Source organism: Dethiosulfatarculus sandiegensis, assembly GCF_000931935.2.
Taxonomy (GTDB): Bacteria; Desulfobacterota; Desulfarculia; order Desulfarculales; family Desulfarculaceae; genus Dethiosulfatarculus; species Dethiosulfatarculus sandiegensis.
Genome location: NZ_AZAC01000011.1, coordinates 318774 through 334446 on the forward strand (window position 1 = coordinate 318774; position 15673 = coordinate 334446).

Consider the following 15673-nt stretch of genomic DNA (forward strand, 5'->3'; position numbering starts at 1 on the left):
CTCAACTCCTCCCTCCCCGAAAGGCTGCCAAGGAGCTCAAAGTGCCTCGCCCTTCTATCAGTAAAAAGATCATAGTTTCCTTGGCTTTTCTTGTCCTTTATCTTTTGCCCGTTTTTCTGAAACCGTTCACCGGCCATGCCCGTTACGCCCCCCTGGATATGGCCAGAGCTGTACGGGAGCAATATGGCCCGGCCGCAGTCCTGGTGGAAACCGGAAATCATCTGTATGCCTGGAAAGCCAAAGTTCAGGGCAGAATTTTACCCCTGGATTTAAGGGGCGCGGTAATGCGCCAATATGGCCGGGGATGGATTGTGGGGGCGGTTGGGGTTCATAAATACGACTGGCGGGCCATTCCCTGGAGCAGCCTGGGCCAGGCGGTTTTGCCGGTAATGCTCGTCAGTTCAGATCATTTTGGCCAGATACAGGGAGTGCGGCGGGGAGCCGGGCGTTTCAGCTCGGTCTTAAAGAGGGTGCACACCTGGTATGGCCGAAGGGCAGGCAAAAATTTCAGATTACTTGAGCCCCTGGTGCTGCCGGTGAAAGGAAACGCCGCCTATTGGAAAGGCCTTTGCCGGGCCAGCCTGGATAATGCCCGCCGATTTGATTTCATTTACAAGGCAATCGCCGAATACCGGGCCAACCTGCCCTTGCCTCAGGGAAGAATCAAGGTGGTTATCACTCTTTTCACCGGCAACAGCCCTGAAATGTGGATGGGCGCGGCCTCCCAGGGAGACTTTGCCGTAATACCACCCTATGCGGCCAGCCTTGCGGTGCCCGCTTCCGGCAGACTCACCAAGGATCAAAAAGGGGTGTGCTATGCCGTGGGACATGAACTGGGGCACACCTTTGGCCTGGGGCATAGTTGCAGCGCCCCCACACCTAATCCCAACTGCCAAAAATCCATCATGGAAAACACCCAACCACCGGAAGCGATCCTGACTCCCCATGAGGTGGATTTTCTGAAAAAATCGGTGTTTTTCAAATAACCTGAAAAGTCCACCCTGCCGTGTGCCTCTTATTCAACTTAAAAGTCCATATGCTATAATAGGGCGGCATTCACCTTTACAAACTTTTTAAGAAACATTGCGCCCTACTTACCGCACAGAAAGAACCATAAAATGCGCATACTGGTAATTAACGGCAGCCCTCACCCCAAAGGCGTTATTGCGAACCTGCTCAAGGCAGTCACTGAAGGGCTTTCCCAAAATGCGGATATTGAATGGATAGATGCGGGCAAACTGAATATCCGGCCTTGCCTTGGCTGCATGAAATGCCGCCGGGACCCAAACGGGATTTGCGTCCTTCCGGCTGACGACGGGCATGTAATGGGTCAAAAACTGCGCCGGGCAGAGGGTCTTATCATAGGCACGCCGACTTATTGGGGCAATATGAGCGCCCAGCTCAAATTGATTTTCGATCGCAATGTCCCGGCCCTTATGGGAGAAAAACCTTCCGGAACCCCCCTACCGAAACATAAGGGCAAACCAGCGGTGGTGGTCACCGCCTGCACCACGCCATGGCCTTTTAACTGGATCTTCGCTGAAAGCAGGGGGGCGTTGGCTGCCGTGCATGAGGTGCTGAAGTGGTCGGGATTTAAAACCATTGGCAGACTGGCCCAGCCCGGCACCAAGAACAGGCCCGGCGCTTCTGAAAAACACCTGGCCAAGGCCCGGCGCATGGGGGAGAAATTAAACCGCTTCTAAAAACATCTTTCCTATTCGCAGCCTTGCAGCCTTTTCCAAATAAAAAAACTTTATTTATTTTTTCTTTCGGCACACTCCTTTAAAACCCGATTCCGATATTCTGTCTGCCCATCGGAAGACTTTTGTGAAACGCCCCAACACCAATTGAAATGCCCATCATAGTTTATGCTCCAGGCGCCACCGGTGTAGCCGCACTTTTGGCTTAAATTACGGCGCTGCTGACTGACAGCCGTACTTGCATAGGGCTTGCAGCGGGCGTTCTTATCTGCGCAGGTCTTGAGCTGCTTTTCGCGCATCTCGGTCTGCCTGCCCGGGGCTTCAGCAGAAACGCTCCAGCACCAATTGAAGTGACCCTGGTATCCCTTACTCCAGGCCCCCCCGGTATAGCCGCATTTCTGACTGAGGTTTCTTTCCTGCTGAGAGACCGCCTTTTCAGCATAGGGCTTGCAGCGGGCGTTTTTCTCGGCGCAGATCCTTAGCTGCTCTTCCCGCATCTCGCTCTGCCTGCCCGGAGCTTCAGCAGAAACGCTCCAGCACCAATTGAAGTGACCCCGGTATCCCTTACTCCAGGCCCCGCCGGTATAGCCGCATTTCTGACTGAGGTTTCTTTCCTGTTGTGAAACCGCCTTTTCAGCGTAGGGCTTGCATCGGGCATTCTTTTCGGCACAGGTTGTGAGCAAATCGTCCCGCTTTTTGATCCAGTTGGCAGAGAATTCGACAGGAGCAGACCGGCACCACCTGAAATGTCCATCATAATTTTTACTCCAGGACCTGCCCGTATACCCGCACTTCAGGTCAAGATTGCGCTCCTGCTGGGAAACCGATTTTTTCGCATACGGCCTACAACGGGCGTTATTCTCGGCGCAGGTTTTCAGACTGTTTTCCCGTAGCTCGGTCTGCTTTTCCGGGGCATCAGGCAAAACGTTTTTACACCAGTTTAAGTGCCCCTGGCGGTTCTTACTCCAGCGGGAGCCGCTATAGCCGCACTGTTGATCAAGATTGCGCTCCTGCTGGGCCACAGCCGTGTCAGCGTAGCGTTGACACCTTGAATATCCATCCTTTTTAAGGGCATCAACATCAACGGGATCGCATAACTCACTCTCCCCCCGGGCCTGCCTGGCCCTTTCCGCGGCAAACAGGGTGATCAGCCTGTCCTGGCTGACCTGGATGCAGGCCATCATTTTAAGAAGCTCGTTTTTGACCAGCCTGTCCCGGTCTTGGGGCCTTGAGTTGAACTGCTCATGCAACTCATTTATTTTGTTACCGATATCCTCGGCAAACTTTCCGGACTGCTCCATTACCTGTCTGTAGCTCATATTCTCCATTACCCGCCGATACCTTTGAACCAACCACTTCCACTGTCCCCTGTTATAGGTGTGCAGATCTTCTTGCGAGAGCAGTTCATAGGCCAGTTGCCGTACATGAATTCTACGCCCACCTTTTATCTGATCAGTGGGATCTGCCCGATCCTGCAGATAATGGAACCCCCTGACCAAACGCCTGGCAGCCCATTCTTTATTCCCCTTGAACCAGGGCTTCAGGGCCGCGCAAATGGAATCGCGCGCCCTTTTCATGGTCTGTTGATGAGTAAACGCCGCCTGAAGGTGAGTTTTGTCATCCGGGTCACTGGAGCCCTTTTTCGCTTCATGTTCATACCAAAGCCCGTATTTTTGCAGAGTTTCCCTGGAGAGTCTGGTCAGCATGGAGTGAATGGGTTTGCCTTTGGGCTTCAACTGAGACCACCAGGCCAAGGCAGGAGGCGCTAACAAGAAAACCACTAAAAGGCAAACCACTGTCTGAACGCAAAGTGGCTGTTTTTTCATTTTCCCCTCTGCTTCTTTTGGCGCCCAAAGGTGTTAAAAAACAAGGGGCAGGCTTTCAATTGGCCCATCCGTAAACCTTGTATTCCTACGGGTTATACTACCTATAATCCGGCAATGAAAAAACCAAAAATCAACCATGCGCTTCAAATCATTACGCCCCAGCCCAATTAACCGGATGAGGCGTAATGATCGATTTATCTAAAAGGCCATCAAAATGACCCTTGTTTGACTCCCACTCCGGCCTCCTCTGCAGGAGCCAGATTATCGCCGGGAATCCATCTTCCCTTGAAAAGGGTGATGGAAATTAAAACCATGGCCGCCGCCACCAGGCCTTGGGCTGAAAAAAAAGCGGTATAACCGGTAAAGGCAACAATCACCCCGCTGAAACCGGCCATGGACATGCCGCCCAAATGCAGCCCGGTCATCTGGAGTGAATAATCAATTCCCTCAAAACCCTTGCGGGAAAAATCCATTATAAGGGCTGCGGAAACCACCGAGGAAATGGTGATGGTGATATTGAGAAAGGCAACCGCCACATAAAGCAACCAGATAAGATCGTGTCTCAGGGAAACCGGGATAAACAGGCCCACGGCAGCCACATGCAGCGCCGCGCACATGATATAGGCCCTTCTGCGGTGCAAAAGAAATCTTTGGAAGGTTTTTCCACTGCAGGCCATGGCCACCAGGGCGGCAATAGTCATGCCGTAAAAGCCCACCAAAAAGGCTATGCTGTCGGGGTCTATGCCATAGTCGACTAAAAAAGGCTTGATCATAAAGAAGATCGCTGCCGTGCTGACCGAATTCAACACCATCAGGCTGAACCATTTGATCATGCCTCTGCCCTTGAAAAAGCTTAAAAATGCAGTCCACTGGATCCCCTTGTCCGCTTCGTTTTTTTGCCCAGACGGCTCTTTCAGGAAAACCAGACAGGGCAAGGCCAAAAGAACTACGGTTCCCATGGAGACCGAGGCGGCAACCCAACCGGCATGGTTATAGAGCAGCAGAAAAAGACCACTGCCCAAAAGTGTGGCCAGGTTAAGGGCAAAGACCTTGCTGCTGGAGCCAAGCCCCCTTTCCTCATAGGTCAACAGCCTGATATAAAGGGCATTAATGGCTATATCCTGGGTGGAGGAGATAAAAGATATCACAATCACCAAGCTGATAAGTTCCGTCAACTGATTCTCAATATCCAATACACCCATTGCCATTATCAAAAGGCCATAAATCAGACCGGAACCCAGCACCCATTTTTTATAATGGTTTTCATTGCCGCCTCCCCGGTCAAGCAGAGGCGCCCACAAAAATTTTAAAAGATAGGGCACACTGGCCAACTGAACCAGTCCGATCAACTCAAGGGGATGGCCTTCCAGCCGTAGAATAACCGGCACGGTCATCAGAAAAAATATCTGAGGCAGGGTTTTGACCATGAAAAGCAAAGCCAAAACCAGGTACCTTCTGTCAAAACGATTACGCATGGTTCCTCTTCGGTCTAAGGGCCACCCGGCTTTTTTGCTCCTGCCACATCTGCGCATACCACCCGTTTTGCTTAATAAGCTCCTCATGATCACCCTTTTGAGTAATCCGGCCGTCTTCAAGCACAATAATCTGTCCGGCTTTAACAATGGTGTGGAGCCTGTGAGCAATAACAATAAGGTTTTTTGACTTAACCAGGCGTTCAACCGCTTTTTGAATCAAACGGTCGTTTTCCGGATCAAGGCTGGCGGTAGCTTCGTCCAAAAGCACAATGGGGGCGTTTTTCAACATGGCGCGGGCAATGGCGATGCGTTGTTTTTCTCCGCCGGACAGGGTTGCACCGCCTTCACCGATAACAGTCTGGTAGCCCTTGGGAAACGCCTCGATAAAGTCATGACAAAGAGCCTCGCGGGCCACTTTTCGCACCTCTTCCAGAGAAGCCTCGGGGTTTCCGATTCTGATGTTGTTCAAAATGGTGTCGTTAAACAGATAAACATCCTGAAAGACCATGCTCATGTTGCCCAACAAAATCTCTGGGGGCAGGTCCCGGGCATCCACCCCCCCGATTTTTACAGCTCCCTGGTCCACGTCCCAGAAGCGGGCGATAAGCTTGGTTACAGTGCTTTTACCTGAACCGGAGGGCCCCACCAGGGCAGTCATGGTCTTTTCCGGGGCCACGAAGGAGAAATCATGCAGCACCTTTTTGCCTTTGTAGCCAAAAGACACCCGATCAAAACGGATCTCAAAGTTGGAAAGCTCCACGGGCCTCTTCTCAGGGGCCGGTATCTCTTTTTCCTCAAAAACCTGATGGATGGCCTTGGCCCCTGAAAAGCTGCCCCTGGTAAGGGCGGCGTTCTCGGCAAATCGGTGTAATGGGCGGTAAAAGCGCAGGGCCAGGATCAAAAAAATCAAAAGGCCGTAAGGCTCCATCATGCCCCCGGCAATCATTTGCCAGCCTGCATAGATCAGGACCACAAAACCCATTTCCAAAACAGCGCTGTAGACCAGCGAGGCGGCAAAGGACTTAAGCTCAAACCTGATGCTGAAGTCTCTCAATTCAGCCAACGCCCTGGCGAGCCTTGTAAAACCCATGCCGGTTTGGTTAAAGGCCTTGAAGACCGTAATGCCGTGCAAGTATTCCAAAATCCTGGAGTTCGCCACATCCAGCATCTGCACCCGCTTATCGCAGTCCTTATCAACCATTTTTATCAAAACGTAGAAAAGCGGGAACGCCGCTACAAGCGTCAGAAGCATCACTCCGCTTAAGAAAGGGGCTGTAATCAAAAGAAAGGCCAAAAGCGCCAGGGGAGCCGCCAGATTACTGACCGCCTGGGACATGAAGTGGCCGATCATCATTTCCACCATGCCCACATTCTGAAACAGGCGATTGACCAGCTCCCCGGTATCCCTTTGGCTGAAAAAACCCATGGGCAGCTTACGCAAGTGTTCCCCCATGTTAAGCCTTATGGCTGCCCCGGCCCTGTAGCCTGCCTGCATGCCGCCACTGTAACTTTTTCTGGTGACAAAAATGCGCAGAGCAAAAAACAAGGCTATAAGGCCATAGGAGACCCAGAACTCATTATCCGGTTGTCCGGCCAGCAAAAGGCCGGGCAACAAAAAGGCCAGAACAATATAGGGTGCTGCCAGCAAAGCCCCTTCCACAACCGAATAAACTAATGGGCTTTTAAGGTAACCAATATCCTGGCCGCAAATATTTTTAATAGTTTTAAGCATCAATAGCCTCCCCCACCGCCAGTTTCCAATCGCAAGCCAAGGAGCAATTGTTCCACAATTTGGAGTAGAGTGTGTCTTGCAACATTTCCTGGTGGGTTCCCCTGGCCTTTATTTTCCCTCCTTCAAAAAGTAAAAGCTGATCCGCGTGCATGACCGTGGGCAGCCTGTGAGCCACCATGATGACAGTCCTGTTCTGCATCAGCCGGTTCAATGCTTCGTGGATGCGGTTTTCATTCAAAGGATCTGTAAAGGCGGTGGCTTCATCGAGGATCAGAATGGGGGCGTTTTTTAAAAAGGCCCTGGCAATACTGATGCGCTGTTTCTCTCCACCACTGAGATAGGCGCCGCCCTCCCCCACCACGGTTTGATAGCCCCGGGGCAACTCGGAAATGAATCCATGAGCCCGGGCACTTTGGGCTGCCGCCAGCACCTCGTCATCAGTGGCGGATTGATTCCCCATGCGGATGTTTTCCGCCACCGTGTCATTGATCAGATACACATCCTGAAAAACAAAGCCTATTTTGTTCATTAGCTCCCGGCCGGGAATCTGCTTTATATCCAGGCCCTCAATCAAAATCTGGCCCTGGGAAATATCCCAGAACCGGGGAATCAACCGGGCTGCGGTGGACTTACCCGCCCCGGACGGCCCCACAAACCCGTTAAGCGTCCCCTCCTTTAAAGCAAAAGAGACATCACGCAAAACAGGCTCCCGGTCATAGGCAAAGGTTACATTTTTAAATTCAATGGAATGGCCTTTGGGGGTAAAACCGTTTTGCGGATCGTTTAAGGGCTTGGCCGTAAAGATCGTCTGTATGCGCAAGACACCTTCGGAGATCCGGTCAAGAAATCCTCCGACCATAATAAGCCTGCCCAAAGGCTCCATAATTCCGGGACCCAAAAGCATGAATAAAACAAATCCCGCAGGTGAGAGCCCCCCGCTTTTCAGCAGTAAAAATCCCACCGGCAGGATGACCAGCAGGCCAAGGTCAAGAGACACCCAAAAAAAAGATGTAAAACCAGAGGCTTTGGAACTCCACTCCTCGGCAATCCCGGTATGCCGTTTAAGGGCCCTTTTGTAGCGGCTGAAGGATTCGGCTGTTTGATTAAAGGCCTTTACCACCGGCATGCCCCTTACATATTCCACTATGGCGTTGTTCAGGGCCTCAACGTTTTTGTGAAAAGCCCCCACATTTTTCCGATACACCCTTTTCATGCCCAAATGCATCAAAAAGGCCAAGGGGAGAGGGGCAAGTGAAGCCAGGGTCAAGGGTATATCCACCCAGAAAAGAAGCAGGGCCGTTATCAAGGGCAAAGCCATTGCCGCAACTGAATCCGGAAAATAATGGGCTATGAAAAGCTCTATATTTTCCACATCCTCGGTCATGATCTTTTCTATTTCCCCGGAAGATCTCTGTTCAAAAAAACCCAAGGGAAGGGCGGCAAGGCGAGTGGCAATGCTTGCGCGCAGATCATAAATCACATTAAAGGCGCAGATGTGGGAGCAGGCCATGGCCGCGAAATAAAGGGCAAAACGAAGTACAACCGAGGCCACGGCCACGGCCATGAGGCCCCACACCCTCTCCGGCTCGATTTCCCCTACACCCAGAAAGTCCGCAGCCAAAAAATAAACGCACACCATGGGTGCAACGCCGAGGATTGCGCTTACACCGGCAAAAAAAGCAGACCAGAACAATTTACTGCGGCTGCCTTTGGATTGAGCCAAAACCCAACCAAAGGTCTTGAGATGGTCACCTATAAGCATTTGGAATATCTCCAGAACCTGTTAGCCTAAAAGCCAAACCTGAAATTCAGCATGAACATCTGCCCGACATAGATGGTGTCAGACCCCTTCAGGTCTTCATCAAAAAGGTTGTCGACTTCAAAACTTAAGCGACCAACATTCTGGAAATCCTTCCATAGCTTGAGCCCAAAGGTGGTGAATTCTTCGGTCTCAGGAGAAGCGGCGGGAGTGAACATCATATTTTTCTGATCACCGGTGTAGTTCATGGAAAAGGAACCACCCCAGAAGTAGGTAGAATTGTTATAGTCAATCCAAGCGTTTACGCTATGCTCCGGTGTGTCCGTCAGCCTTTGGTCGGTTTTTTTGTTAATCGCGTCGGTATAGGCATAGCTCAAATTAAGGTCCAGGCCCTTGATAACCGAATAACTGGCCGTGGCCTCCACCCCCTGAATCCTTGCCTCATCCAGGTTCATAAAGGTTGCCACCGGCAGGCCCAAATAGGTTTTTCCAGTAGCGCATCGGGCGATCATATCCTTCAAGTCGGAGTGATAATAGGTGGCCGAGACCAGAAGACGCCGGTCAAAAAATCCCTGTTCCAAACCGACTTGATAGGTGACCGCCTTTTCGGGCTTCAAGTCCGGATTGGGGAAGACCCAGTTTACATAGTGGTTCATAGGCTGGGAGGCGGTCTCCATGCCGGAGGGGGCTTTGAAGGACCAGCCCACAGAAGCCCTTAGGATTGTATCCGGGGTGAATTTATACATGGCGCTGAACTTGGGGTTGGTTTCATCGCCATACTCATCGTTATGGTCAAAGCGCACTCCGGGGACCAGGACCAGGTCGCCTTGTAAAAGACTCCACTCGTCCTGCAGATATGCACTGGTGGTGGCTGTCTCCTTATCCACCACCACATCCGTATCCAGGGATTCGTTGAGATAGTTAAAACCCAGGGTGATCCTGTGTTGGCTAAAATAAAGCCCCGTATATTTCAGCTCCACATCCTGATAACTTACATCCGCGCTTTGTTTGCCGTACCAGGGGTCCTTAAAGTCAGCATCAAGTTTATGATAATAGCCGTTCAAGGCCAAATTATGCAAAGGACTGATTTCATAATCGGCGGTCAACCAAACCCTGGGGGCATCTTCGGTCTTCTTGTCCCCCAGTTCGTCTTTTTTCTGCTCCCAGGCAGTAAGATCTCCGCCAAAGGCCAAATTCAGTTTGTCGGTTGCAGCCAGGTCCAGGCGGCCGTGGATGTAATTACGAAGGACATCATAGATTGTGGGCTGGATGCCTTCGTTAACCTGATGACTTAGGGCCAAGACCCCTTTGAGTTTTCCCACAATGGGCCCGCTCATCAAGGCATTGGCTTCATAGCGAATACGGTTGGTTTCCTGGGGTTTCACCCCCGTATAATCCATTCCCTTGACCTCATAGGAGCCGTAAGAGCCCCCGGCGGAAACTTTAAATTCGTCGGTCGCTTTCCTGGTGATGATATTCAAAACGCCAACAACCGCATCGGAACCGTAAAGCGCAGAACCAGGCCCCTTGACCACCTCGATTCGTTCGACCATGGAAATAGGGACCACATTTACGTTATGGGAAAAACCGGCCGAGGCCATGCCGCCGCTGTGGTAACCGCCGAATACCCGTTGGCCATCCACCAGGATCAGCAGGTAATGCGATTCCACGTTCAGGCCGCGAACTGTATTTTTATAGCCCATGGCCCCTGCTAAATCCGACTGCTGAGAAAAATTGAAACCCGGGATGTAGTTCAAAAGGGCGGAGATATTATCCGCATTGGAACGCTCAATATCTTCCCTGGTAATGAGCACTGTCTCCACAGGCACATCCTGCAGAGTGTGGGCCGTCTTAGTGGCGGTAACGACTATATCACCGGTTTTAGTTGCCGCCTTGGGGACTGCACCTGTATCCGCGTATCCCACGGCAGAGCTTGCGGCCAGAGCCAGGCCCAGGGCCAAAGTCAATATTTTCTTTTGGAGCAACACAATAATCCTCCTATGGGTTGATGAAACAGAGGATATTATGCTTTTGGCGTCTCGTTCCTGTTTGTCCTGAAAACTATTTTTTTTGTCCAGAAAATTATTTATGGGCCTTAAGATATATTCCGGCAAAAGCGATCCAGCATTCGAATCAAGGCATTTCACCAGGATGTATAGGGAATTTGCAGTGATTATCTAAAGAGATGCAAAAAAGCGAATCCGTAATCTGATTGGATATCAATCTGGCCTGATCCAAATTCTTCCAAATAAAACCCGGCTCTTCAGCTTTTCTTGAGCAAAGAACCCGGAGTTACCCCGTATTGGGCGTAAAAGGCTCTGTGAAAGGAACTCAGGCTGGCATAACCTACTTCCCAGGCTGCTTCACAAGCGCTTTTCCGGCTGTTCAGCATAAGATCCCTGGCTTTTGCCAGACGCTCCCTGCGCAAAAAACCAAAAACCGTGGTGCCGAACCGCGCTTTAAATCCCCTGTTCAGGTTGGTGGCGCACAATCCTGATTGTCTGGCCAAATCCGGCAGACTGGGAGGAGAAGCCAATTGCTCCCGCAAGATGCGGCTGGCCTTTTCAATACAATCCAGTTCAGAAAAACCAGACTTGCTTCCTTGCGAAGCCATAAGTTGAAACATGAGTTCATATGCCTTGGAGATAAGAAAAAGCCGGTCAAGCTCGTCGCCGATCTCCCTCTTGCCCATAATCTGGCGCACAACCTCTTCCACCTTAGAGGTCAGGTCTCCCATCAAGTTAAAGGGTTGAACCCGCCTATCTCCAATGACTGGCGAAAGAGAAGAAATATCCGCAAAAGGAAGAAATGAATGCAAAAGTGGCGCTGACACCAAAAATACAACAACGCATATCGGCTTGCCGCTGAAATACTCGATTATGCCGCAGGCGCTTTGGGCATAAGATACCCAGGTGAAACCCGGCTGTCCCCCGAAGTGAAGCTTTCCACCGCTGGGAAGGTAGGAAAAGCCTTGAACATCACCTGTAAGCAGGCAGCCAAATTCCAGAAAGGCATATTGCCTTTGAAACTTAAAGGCCACATCCCTTGCAGTGCGACGCTGCATGCAAACCAGTTCCAGCCCTGAATTCAGGTACAAGGACCGCTCTATGCATTCGTCTCCAAGCAAACGTTGCCTGCTGTTGGAGATAAGGCTTCCACGATCGCAAAGCCTCTGGCTTTCTAAAATACCTGGCTTTTCATCTTTCATAACAGCCGGGGTCGCCATGGTTCCTCACAGAACAGCCAGTTAAGTTAAATCCTGAAAGGCTTCAACTTTTTTGCGTCCAGTAAGTAGTTGACAATTGAAAGAGAAACACATTTTAACATATCCGGAAAAGATTTACCGACTCATTGTTAGTAATTGTTAAACTATATAAATACATAAAAATAAATTAGGCGCAACTACAAAAAACTTCTACTTAGCCTTCCGCCAAAGCTATAGCGTGGCAATCATGATTTAAACTTAAGAAGGTGAAACAGAATAATGTGGCTAGATTTCGCCCGGGTTTTCCTCCGGGCGGATTTCTTTACTCAGATCCAGAAATGTCTGGGCCAAGACTGCCATGCCGCATATAAGGGCATTGTCGTCGTAGTCAAAGTGATTATTATGGGGTTTTATCCTCACGGGGTCACGTCCAGGCGGATAAAGCAGCCCTGGGGAACCTTATATTGCCAGGTTACACATAAACCATACTTTATTTACAGTTATTCCAAATTTATTTAAAAGAAGAGGTGGCAGGATAAACAAAAAAACAAGGCATTATTTCGTCGTAAATATATTTAATAAAATCAAAGAGTTATCTCTACAAACGAATCGGAACCGCCTGAAAGCAAAGAGAAACCGGGTCTGATATTCCCAGGACCCGGTCAAGCTGAAAGCCAAAGATCTGTGTTTTTTCGCTAACCAGCTTTAATTATTAACCTTACACAATCCAATTCAAGTCAAACATGATACAAAAAACTTCTTTATCAGGCCAGTCGGAGATCCTTGGACCATTTGCTCCAAAAGGTCCGCAACTAGCCTCCCATCAGATCCTTGCAAACAGCCCCGTTTTTGAGCACCATCAACACCTGACTAAATCCCTCTTCAAACACCGAGATATCCTGCAAGGGATTTTTGGCCACAACGATCAGGTCGGCCAATTTGCCGGACTCCACGGTGCCTATCCTGTCCTGCCATCCGATTATCTCGGCATTGATCCTTGTGGCCGAAACAATGGCCTCCATGGGGGTCATCACTTGAGCCTTGATCGAAAGCTCCCTGCCCTTGCATTCCTGACCGGGCCCCACAATATCAGTGCCCGACCCGATCTTAACCCCAGCCTTGTAGGCCATCTCCAAGGCCTTGAGCCCCTGGTCGCCGACTTCGGCCAGTTTGGCCAGGGATTTCTCATCCCACTTGATAATGTCTCCTTTGGCAGCCATCTCATAGACCGTAAGGGTGGGGACATAACAGGTTTGCCTTTCGGCCATCAGCTCCACGGTTTCCTGATCCAAAAGGTTGCCGTGTTCTATGGTGTGCACGCCTGCGGCCACACATCTTCTGACTGCCTCGGGACAATAGGCGTGGGCCATTACATAGCTTTCCAGGGCTTTCGACTCTTGCACCGCGGCCGCGAGTTCCTCTATGGTGAACTTGACCGAGCCGGGTTTGGTGCGGTCATAAGGTGACTGGCTCAACACCTCGCCGTCGGCAAAAACCTTTATCTGATCAGCGCCCCTGCCCAGGGTGCGGCGGGTGGCGGCCCGCACCTGATCCGGGCCGTCACAGACCTCGGGCCTCACCCCCAGGCTGTTGCGAGGCGGAGCCTGGCCCTCGGGATATCCCACCGAGGTGGTCAAAGGCGATACGCTCAAAAAAAGTCGGGGGCCGTTTATAAACCCCTGATCAACGGCAGCCTTGAAACCGATATCCAGGCCCGCTGCATCCCGCAGGGAAGTGAACCCCAAGGCCAGATCCTTTTCCAGGGTGCGGGTGACCTTGTGCACAAACACAGCAGGCGGCAAGGTCGCGGTCTGAGTGAGGGAGGCCTCCACATTGCCGGGATGCACATGCAGATCTATCAAACCCGGCATCAGGGTCTTGCCTGCCAGGTCTATGACCTTTCCCCGGCCGGGCCCCTTGGCCTCACTCCCCCAACTGACCTCCTTGATTTCGGCCTCCTCTATCACCACTTTGGCGTCGGGCTTGGGCTCCCCGCCCAGGCCGTCAATCAAAAAAGCATTGATAAAGGTTATGATGCCAGACATCTCAATCCCCTTGTCATGCGGGCGGCCTCAGGTTTGAGCAGCCAGTATGAGGCTTTTCCCGCCCATAATCCCCTATCAGCTCCTACGCTGAATGCGGGGGTTCATCTCTTCCCTGAGCCAATCGGCAAACAGGTTGATTCCGATCACCAAGAGCACCAGAGCGCTGCCCGGAAAAAGGACCATCCACCACATTCCGGCATAGACATAATTCTTGCCTATGGCGATCATCATGCCCAAAGAGGGCTCGGTGAGCGGTACGCCAACCCCTAGGAAGCTCAAGGTGGCCTCCAGCATGATAGCCACGGCCAAGTCCACGGCCACAATAACGAAAATCGGTGGAATGGCGTTCGGCAAAACATGCTTCAGCAATATACGGAAATCCTTGGCCCCTGTGGACTTGGAGGCCATTACATAGGCCTCCTGCTTGACCTCCAGCACGCTTCCCCGCATGGTGCGGGCATAGCGCACCCAGTCCACCACGCAGATGGCTATGATCACTATCAATATGTTGCGCTGGGAAAACAACCCCAGCATCAGCATGGCCATCAGGGTGGTGGAAAAGGCAAACAAGGTGTCTGCCAGGCGCATGGTTATGGAGTCCACAAATTTGCCGTAATAACCTGCCAACAGCCCCATCAGCACCCCGAAGGTGCCTGCAAATAAGACCACCCCGAACCCGACAATCAGTGAGGTCCGACAGCCATACAAGATAGTGCTGAAGATGCCCCTGCCTTGGTCGTCGGTGCCGAGCCAATAGGGAGCCACTCCACCCTCCATCCAGATCGGCGGGGTGAGAAAATGCTCCAGGCTGACCTTTTCCAGGTCATAGGGGTTTTGGGGCGCTATCCAGGGAGCCAACACGGCGGCTACAATAAAGACCAACAGGATAAAGCTGCCCAAAAGGGCGGACGGATCCCTAAGGTAACTGTTAAGCATCCGGTTGGAGGTCCAACGCTTAGTCATAGCGTATCCTCGGGTTCAAAAAGGCGTAGAGAATATCAATTATGATATTAAATGTGAGAATGATCACAGCCGCCAGCATGATGTAAGTCACGATTACCGGGTTGTCTGACTCGTAGATGGAGGTCAGAAGCAGGTTTCCCATGCCGGGCCACTGAAAGATCGTCTCGGTCACTGTGGCGTAGGCGATCAGTTCGCCGAACTGAAGCCCTGTGATGGTAATCACCGGTATCAGCACATTGCGCAAGGCGTGCTTGTAAATCACCCGATTGGGGCTGAGCCCCTTGGCCCAGGCTGTTTTGATATAGTCCTGGGTGAGGACCTCGCGCATGCCGGCCCGGGTGAGCCTGACAAGTACGGCCAGCTGGTACAGGCCCAGGGTCAGGGCGGGCAAAATCAAATGGCTTATACCGCTTGTGGTGAGAAAACCAGTGCGCCAGATTCCTATTTGAACCGTATCCCCCCGGCCATAAGGCGGCAGCCAGCCCAGGGATACGGAAAAAACCATGATCAGTAATATACCTATCAAAAACGTGGGAATAGAAATTCCACCTAAGGAACCGGTCATCACCAGGCGACTGGACCAGGAGTAGGGCTTTAAAGCCACTATCACCCCCAATCCCACCCCCAAAGTGAAGGCGATGAACATGGCCGTGGCCGCCAGCTCAAAGGTGGCGGGCAGGCGCTCTGTGATCAGGCCCAGGGCAGGCACCCTGGCCACATAAGATTTGCCAAAATTCCCTTGCAGGGCATTGGTCAGAAAACTGAAATACTGCACGTGGAGCGGTCGGTCCAATCCAAAGGCCTTGCGCACTTCATCCCTTTGCTTTTCCGTGGCATAGCGGCCTGCCAGGGTGATCACCGGATCACCGGAAAAGCGGAAGATGGCAAAGCAAATCAGGGAAACCGCAAGCAATACCAATATTCCCTGAAGGATTCTGCGGGCTACATAAGTGTACATGCACCCTCCG

12 protein-coding genes are annotated in these 15673 nt (G+C 51.5%); 2 read left to right on the forward strand and 10 right to left on the reverse strand.

The features are described 5' to 3' along the window. Positions 1-41: 41 nt before the first annotated feature. Both X474_RS08980 and X474_RS08985 read left to right on the forward strand, forming a co-directional pair. The gene (locus tag X474_RS08980) at positions 42-986 is read left to right on the forward strand and encodes a hypothetical protein (RefSeq protein WP_044348236.1); all 945 of its coding nucleotides are present in this window, start codon (positions 42-44) and stop codon (positions 984-986) included. A 132-nt stretch (positions 987-1118) separates the two neighbouring features. Continuing rightward, positions 1119-1703: a flavodoxin family protein gene (locus X474_RS08985; protein ID WP_044348238.1), complete on the forward strand. Its 585-nt coding sequence runs from the start codon at positions 1119-1121 to the stop codon at positions 1701-1703. A gap of 50 nt (positions 1704-1753) precedes the next feature. Here X474_RS08985 and X474_RS08990 read toward each other — a convergent pair whose 3' ends face one another. The 10 genes from X474_RS08990 to X474_RS09030 all read right to left on the reverse strand — a co-directional run bounded on the left by X474_RS08990 (position 1754) and on the right by X474_RS09030 (position 15663). Continuing rightward, on the reverse strand, positions 1754-3526 hold the full coding sequence (locus X474_RS08990; protein ID WP_044348240.1) for a hypothetical protein: 1773 nt from the start codon (positions 3524-3526) through the stop codon (positions 1754-1756). A 209-nt stretch (positions 3527-3735) separates the two neighbouring features. Next, complete coding sequence (locus tag X474_RS08995; protein WP_044348242.1) at positions 3736-5001, reverse strand: MFS transporter; 1266 nt, start codon at positions 4999-5001, stop codon at positions 3736-3738. Then, positions 4994-6733: an ABC transporter ATP-binding protein gene (locus X474_RS09000; protein WP_044348244.1), complete on the reverse strand. Its 1740-nt coding sequence runs from the start codon at positions 6731-6733 to the stop codon at positions 4994-4996. Before X474_RS09000 ends, X474_RS08995 begins: the two co-directional genes overlap by 8 nt. After that, a complete protein-coding gene (locus tag X474_RS09005; RefSeq protein ID WP_052515036.1) occupies positions 6726-8495 on the reverse strand; it encodes an ABC transporter ATP-binding protein in 1770 nt (589 codons plus the stop codon). The genes X474_RS09000 and X474_RS09005 overlap by 8 nt, the downstream gene beginning before the upstream one ends. 26 nt (positions 8496-8521) lie before the next feature. Next, positions 8522-10477, reverse strand: a complete 1956-nt coding sequence (locus X474_RS09010) for a TonB-dependent receptor plug domain-containing protein (protein ID WP_156360695.1) — start codon at positions 10475-10477, stop codon at positions 8522-8524. Positions 10478-10755: 278 nt separating this feature from the next. Beyond that, positions 10756-11718 (reverse strand): helix-turn-helix domain-containing protein, encoded by a 963-nt coding sequence (locus X474_RS09015; protein WP_052515037.1) that lies wholly within the window; start codon positions 11716-11718, stop codon positions 10756-10758. A gap of 264 nt (positions 11719-11982) precedes the next feature. Next, complete coding sequence (locus tag X474_RS27030) at positions 11983-12117, reverse strand: hypothetical protein (RefSeq protein ID WP_269433185.1); 135 nt, start codon at positions 12115-12117, stop codon at positions 11983-11985. A 392-nt stretch (positions 12118-12509) separates the two neighbouring features. Then, positions 12510-13742, reverse strand: a complete 1233-nt coding sequence (locus tag X474_RS09020; protein WP_044348247.1) for a metal-dependent hydrolase family protein — start codon at positions 13740-13742, stop codon at positions 12510-12512. Positions 13743-13817: 75 nt separating this feature from the next. Next, a complete protein-coding gene (locus tag X474_RS09025) occupies positions 13818-14705 on the reverse strand; it encodes an ABC transporter permease (RefSeq protein ID WP_044348249.1) in 888 nt (295 codons plus the stop codon). Next, positions 14698-15663 (reverse strand): ABC transporter permease, encoded by a 966-nt coding sequence (locus X474_RS09030; protein WP_044348251.1) that lies wholly within the window; start codon positions 15661-15663, stop codon positions 14698-14700. The genes X474_RS09025 and X474_RS09030 overlap by 8 nt, the downstream gene beginning before the upstream one ends. Between the last annotated feature and the right edge of the window lie 10 nt (positions 15664-15673).

Bases quoted from the DNA above. Each gene is read 5' to 3' on its own strand.
- X474_RS09030 (WP_044348251.1), bottom strand. From the start codon at position 15,663: ATGTACACTTATGTAGCCCGCAGAATCCTTCAGGGAATATTGGTATTG.
- X474_RS08985 (WP_044348238.1), top strand. From the start codon at position 1,119: ATGCGCATACTGGTAATTAACGGCAGCCCTCACCCCAAAGGCGTTATT.
- X474_RS08990 (WP_044348240.1), bottom strand. From the start codon at position 3,526: ATGAAAAAACAGCCACTTTGCGTTCAGACAGTGGTTTGCCTTTTAGTG.
- X474_RS09005 (WP_052515036.1), bottom strand. From the start codon at position 8,495: ATGCTTATAGGTGACCATCTCAAGACCTTTGGTTGGGTTTTGGCTCAA.
- X474_RS09015 (WP_052515037.1), bottom strand. From the start codon at position 11,718: ATGGCGACCCCGGCTGTTATGAAAGATGAAAAGCCAGGTATTTTAGAA.
- X474_RS09025 (WP_044348249.1), bottom strand. From the start codon at position 14,705: ATGACTAAGCGTTGGACCTCCAACCGGATGCTTAACAGTTACCTTAGG.
- X474_RS08995 (WP_044348242.1), bottom strand. From the start codon at position 5,001: ATGCGTAATCGTTTTGACAGAAGGTACCTGGTTTTGGCTTTGCTTTTC.
- X474_RS09020 (WP_044348247.1), bottom strand. From the start codon at position 13,742: ATGTCTGGCATCATAACCTTTATCAATGCTTTTTTGATTGACGGCCTG.
- X474_RS09000 (WP_044348244.1), bottom strand. From the start codon at position 6,733: ATGCTTAAAACTATTAAAAATATTTGCGGCCAGGATATTGGTTACCTT.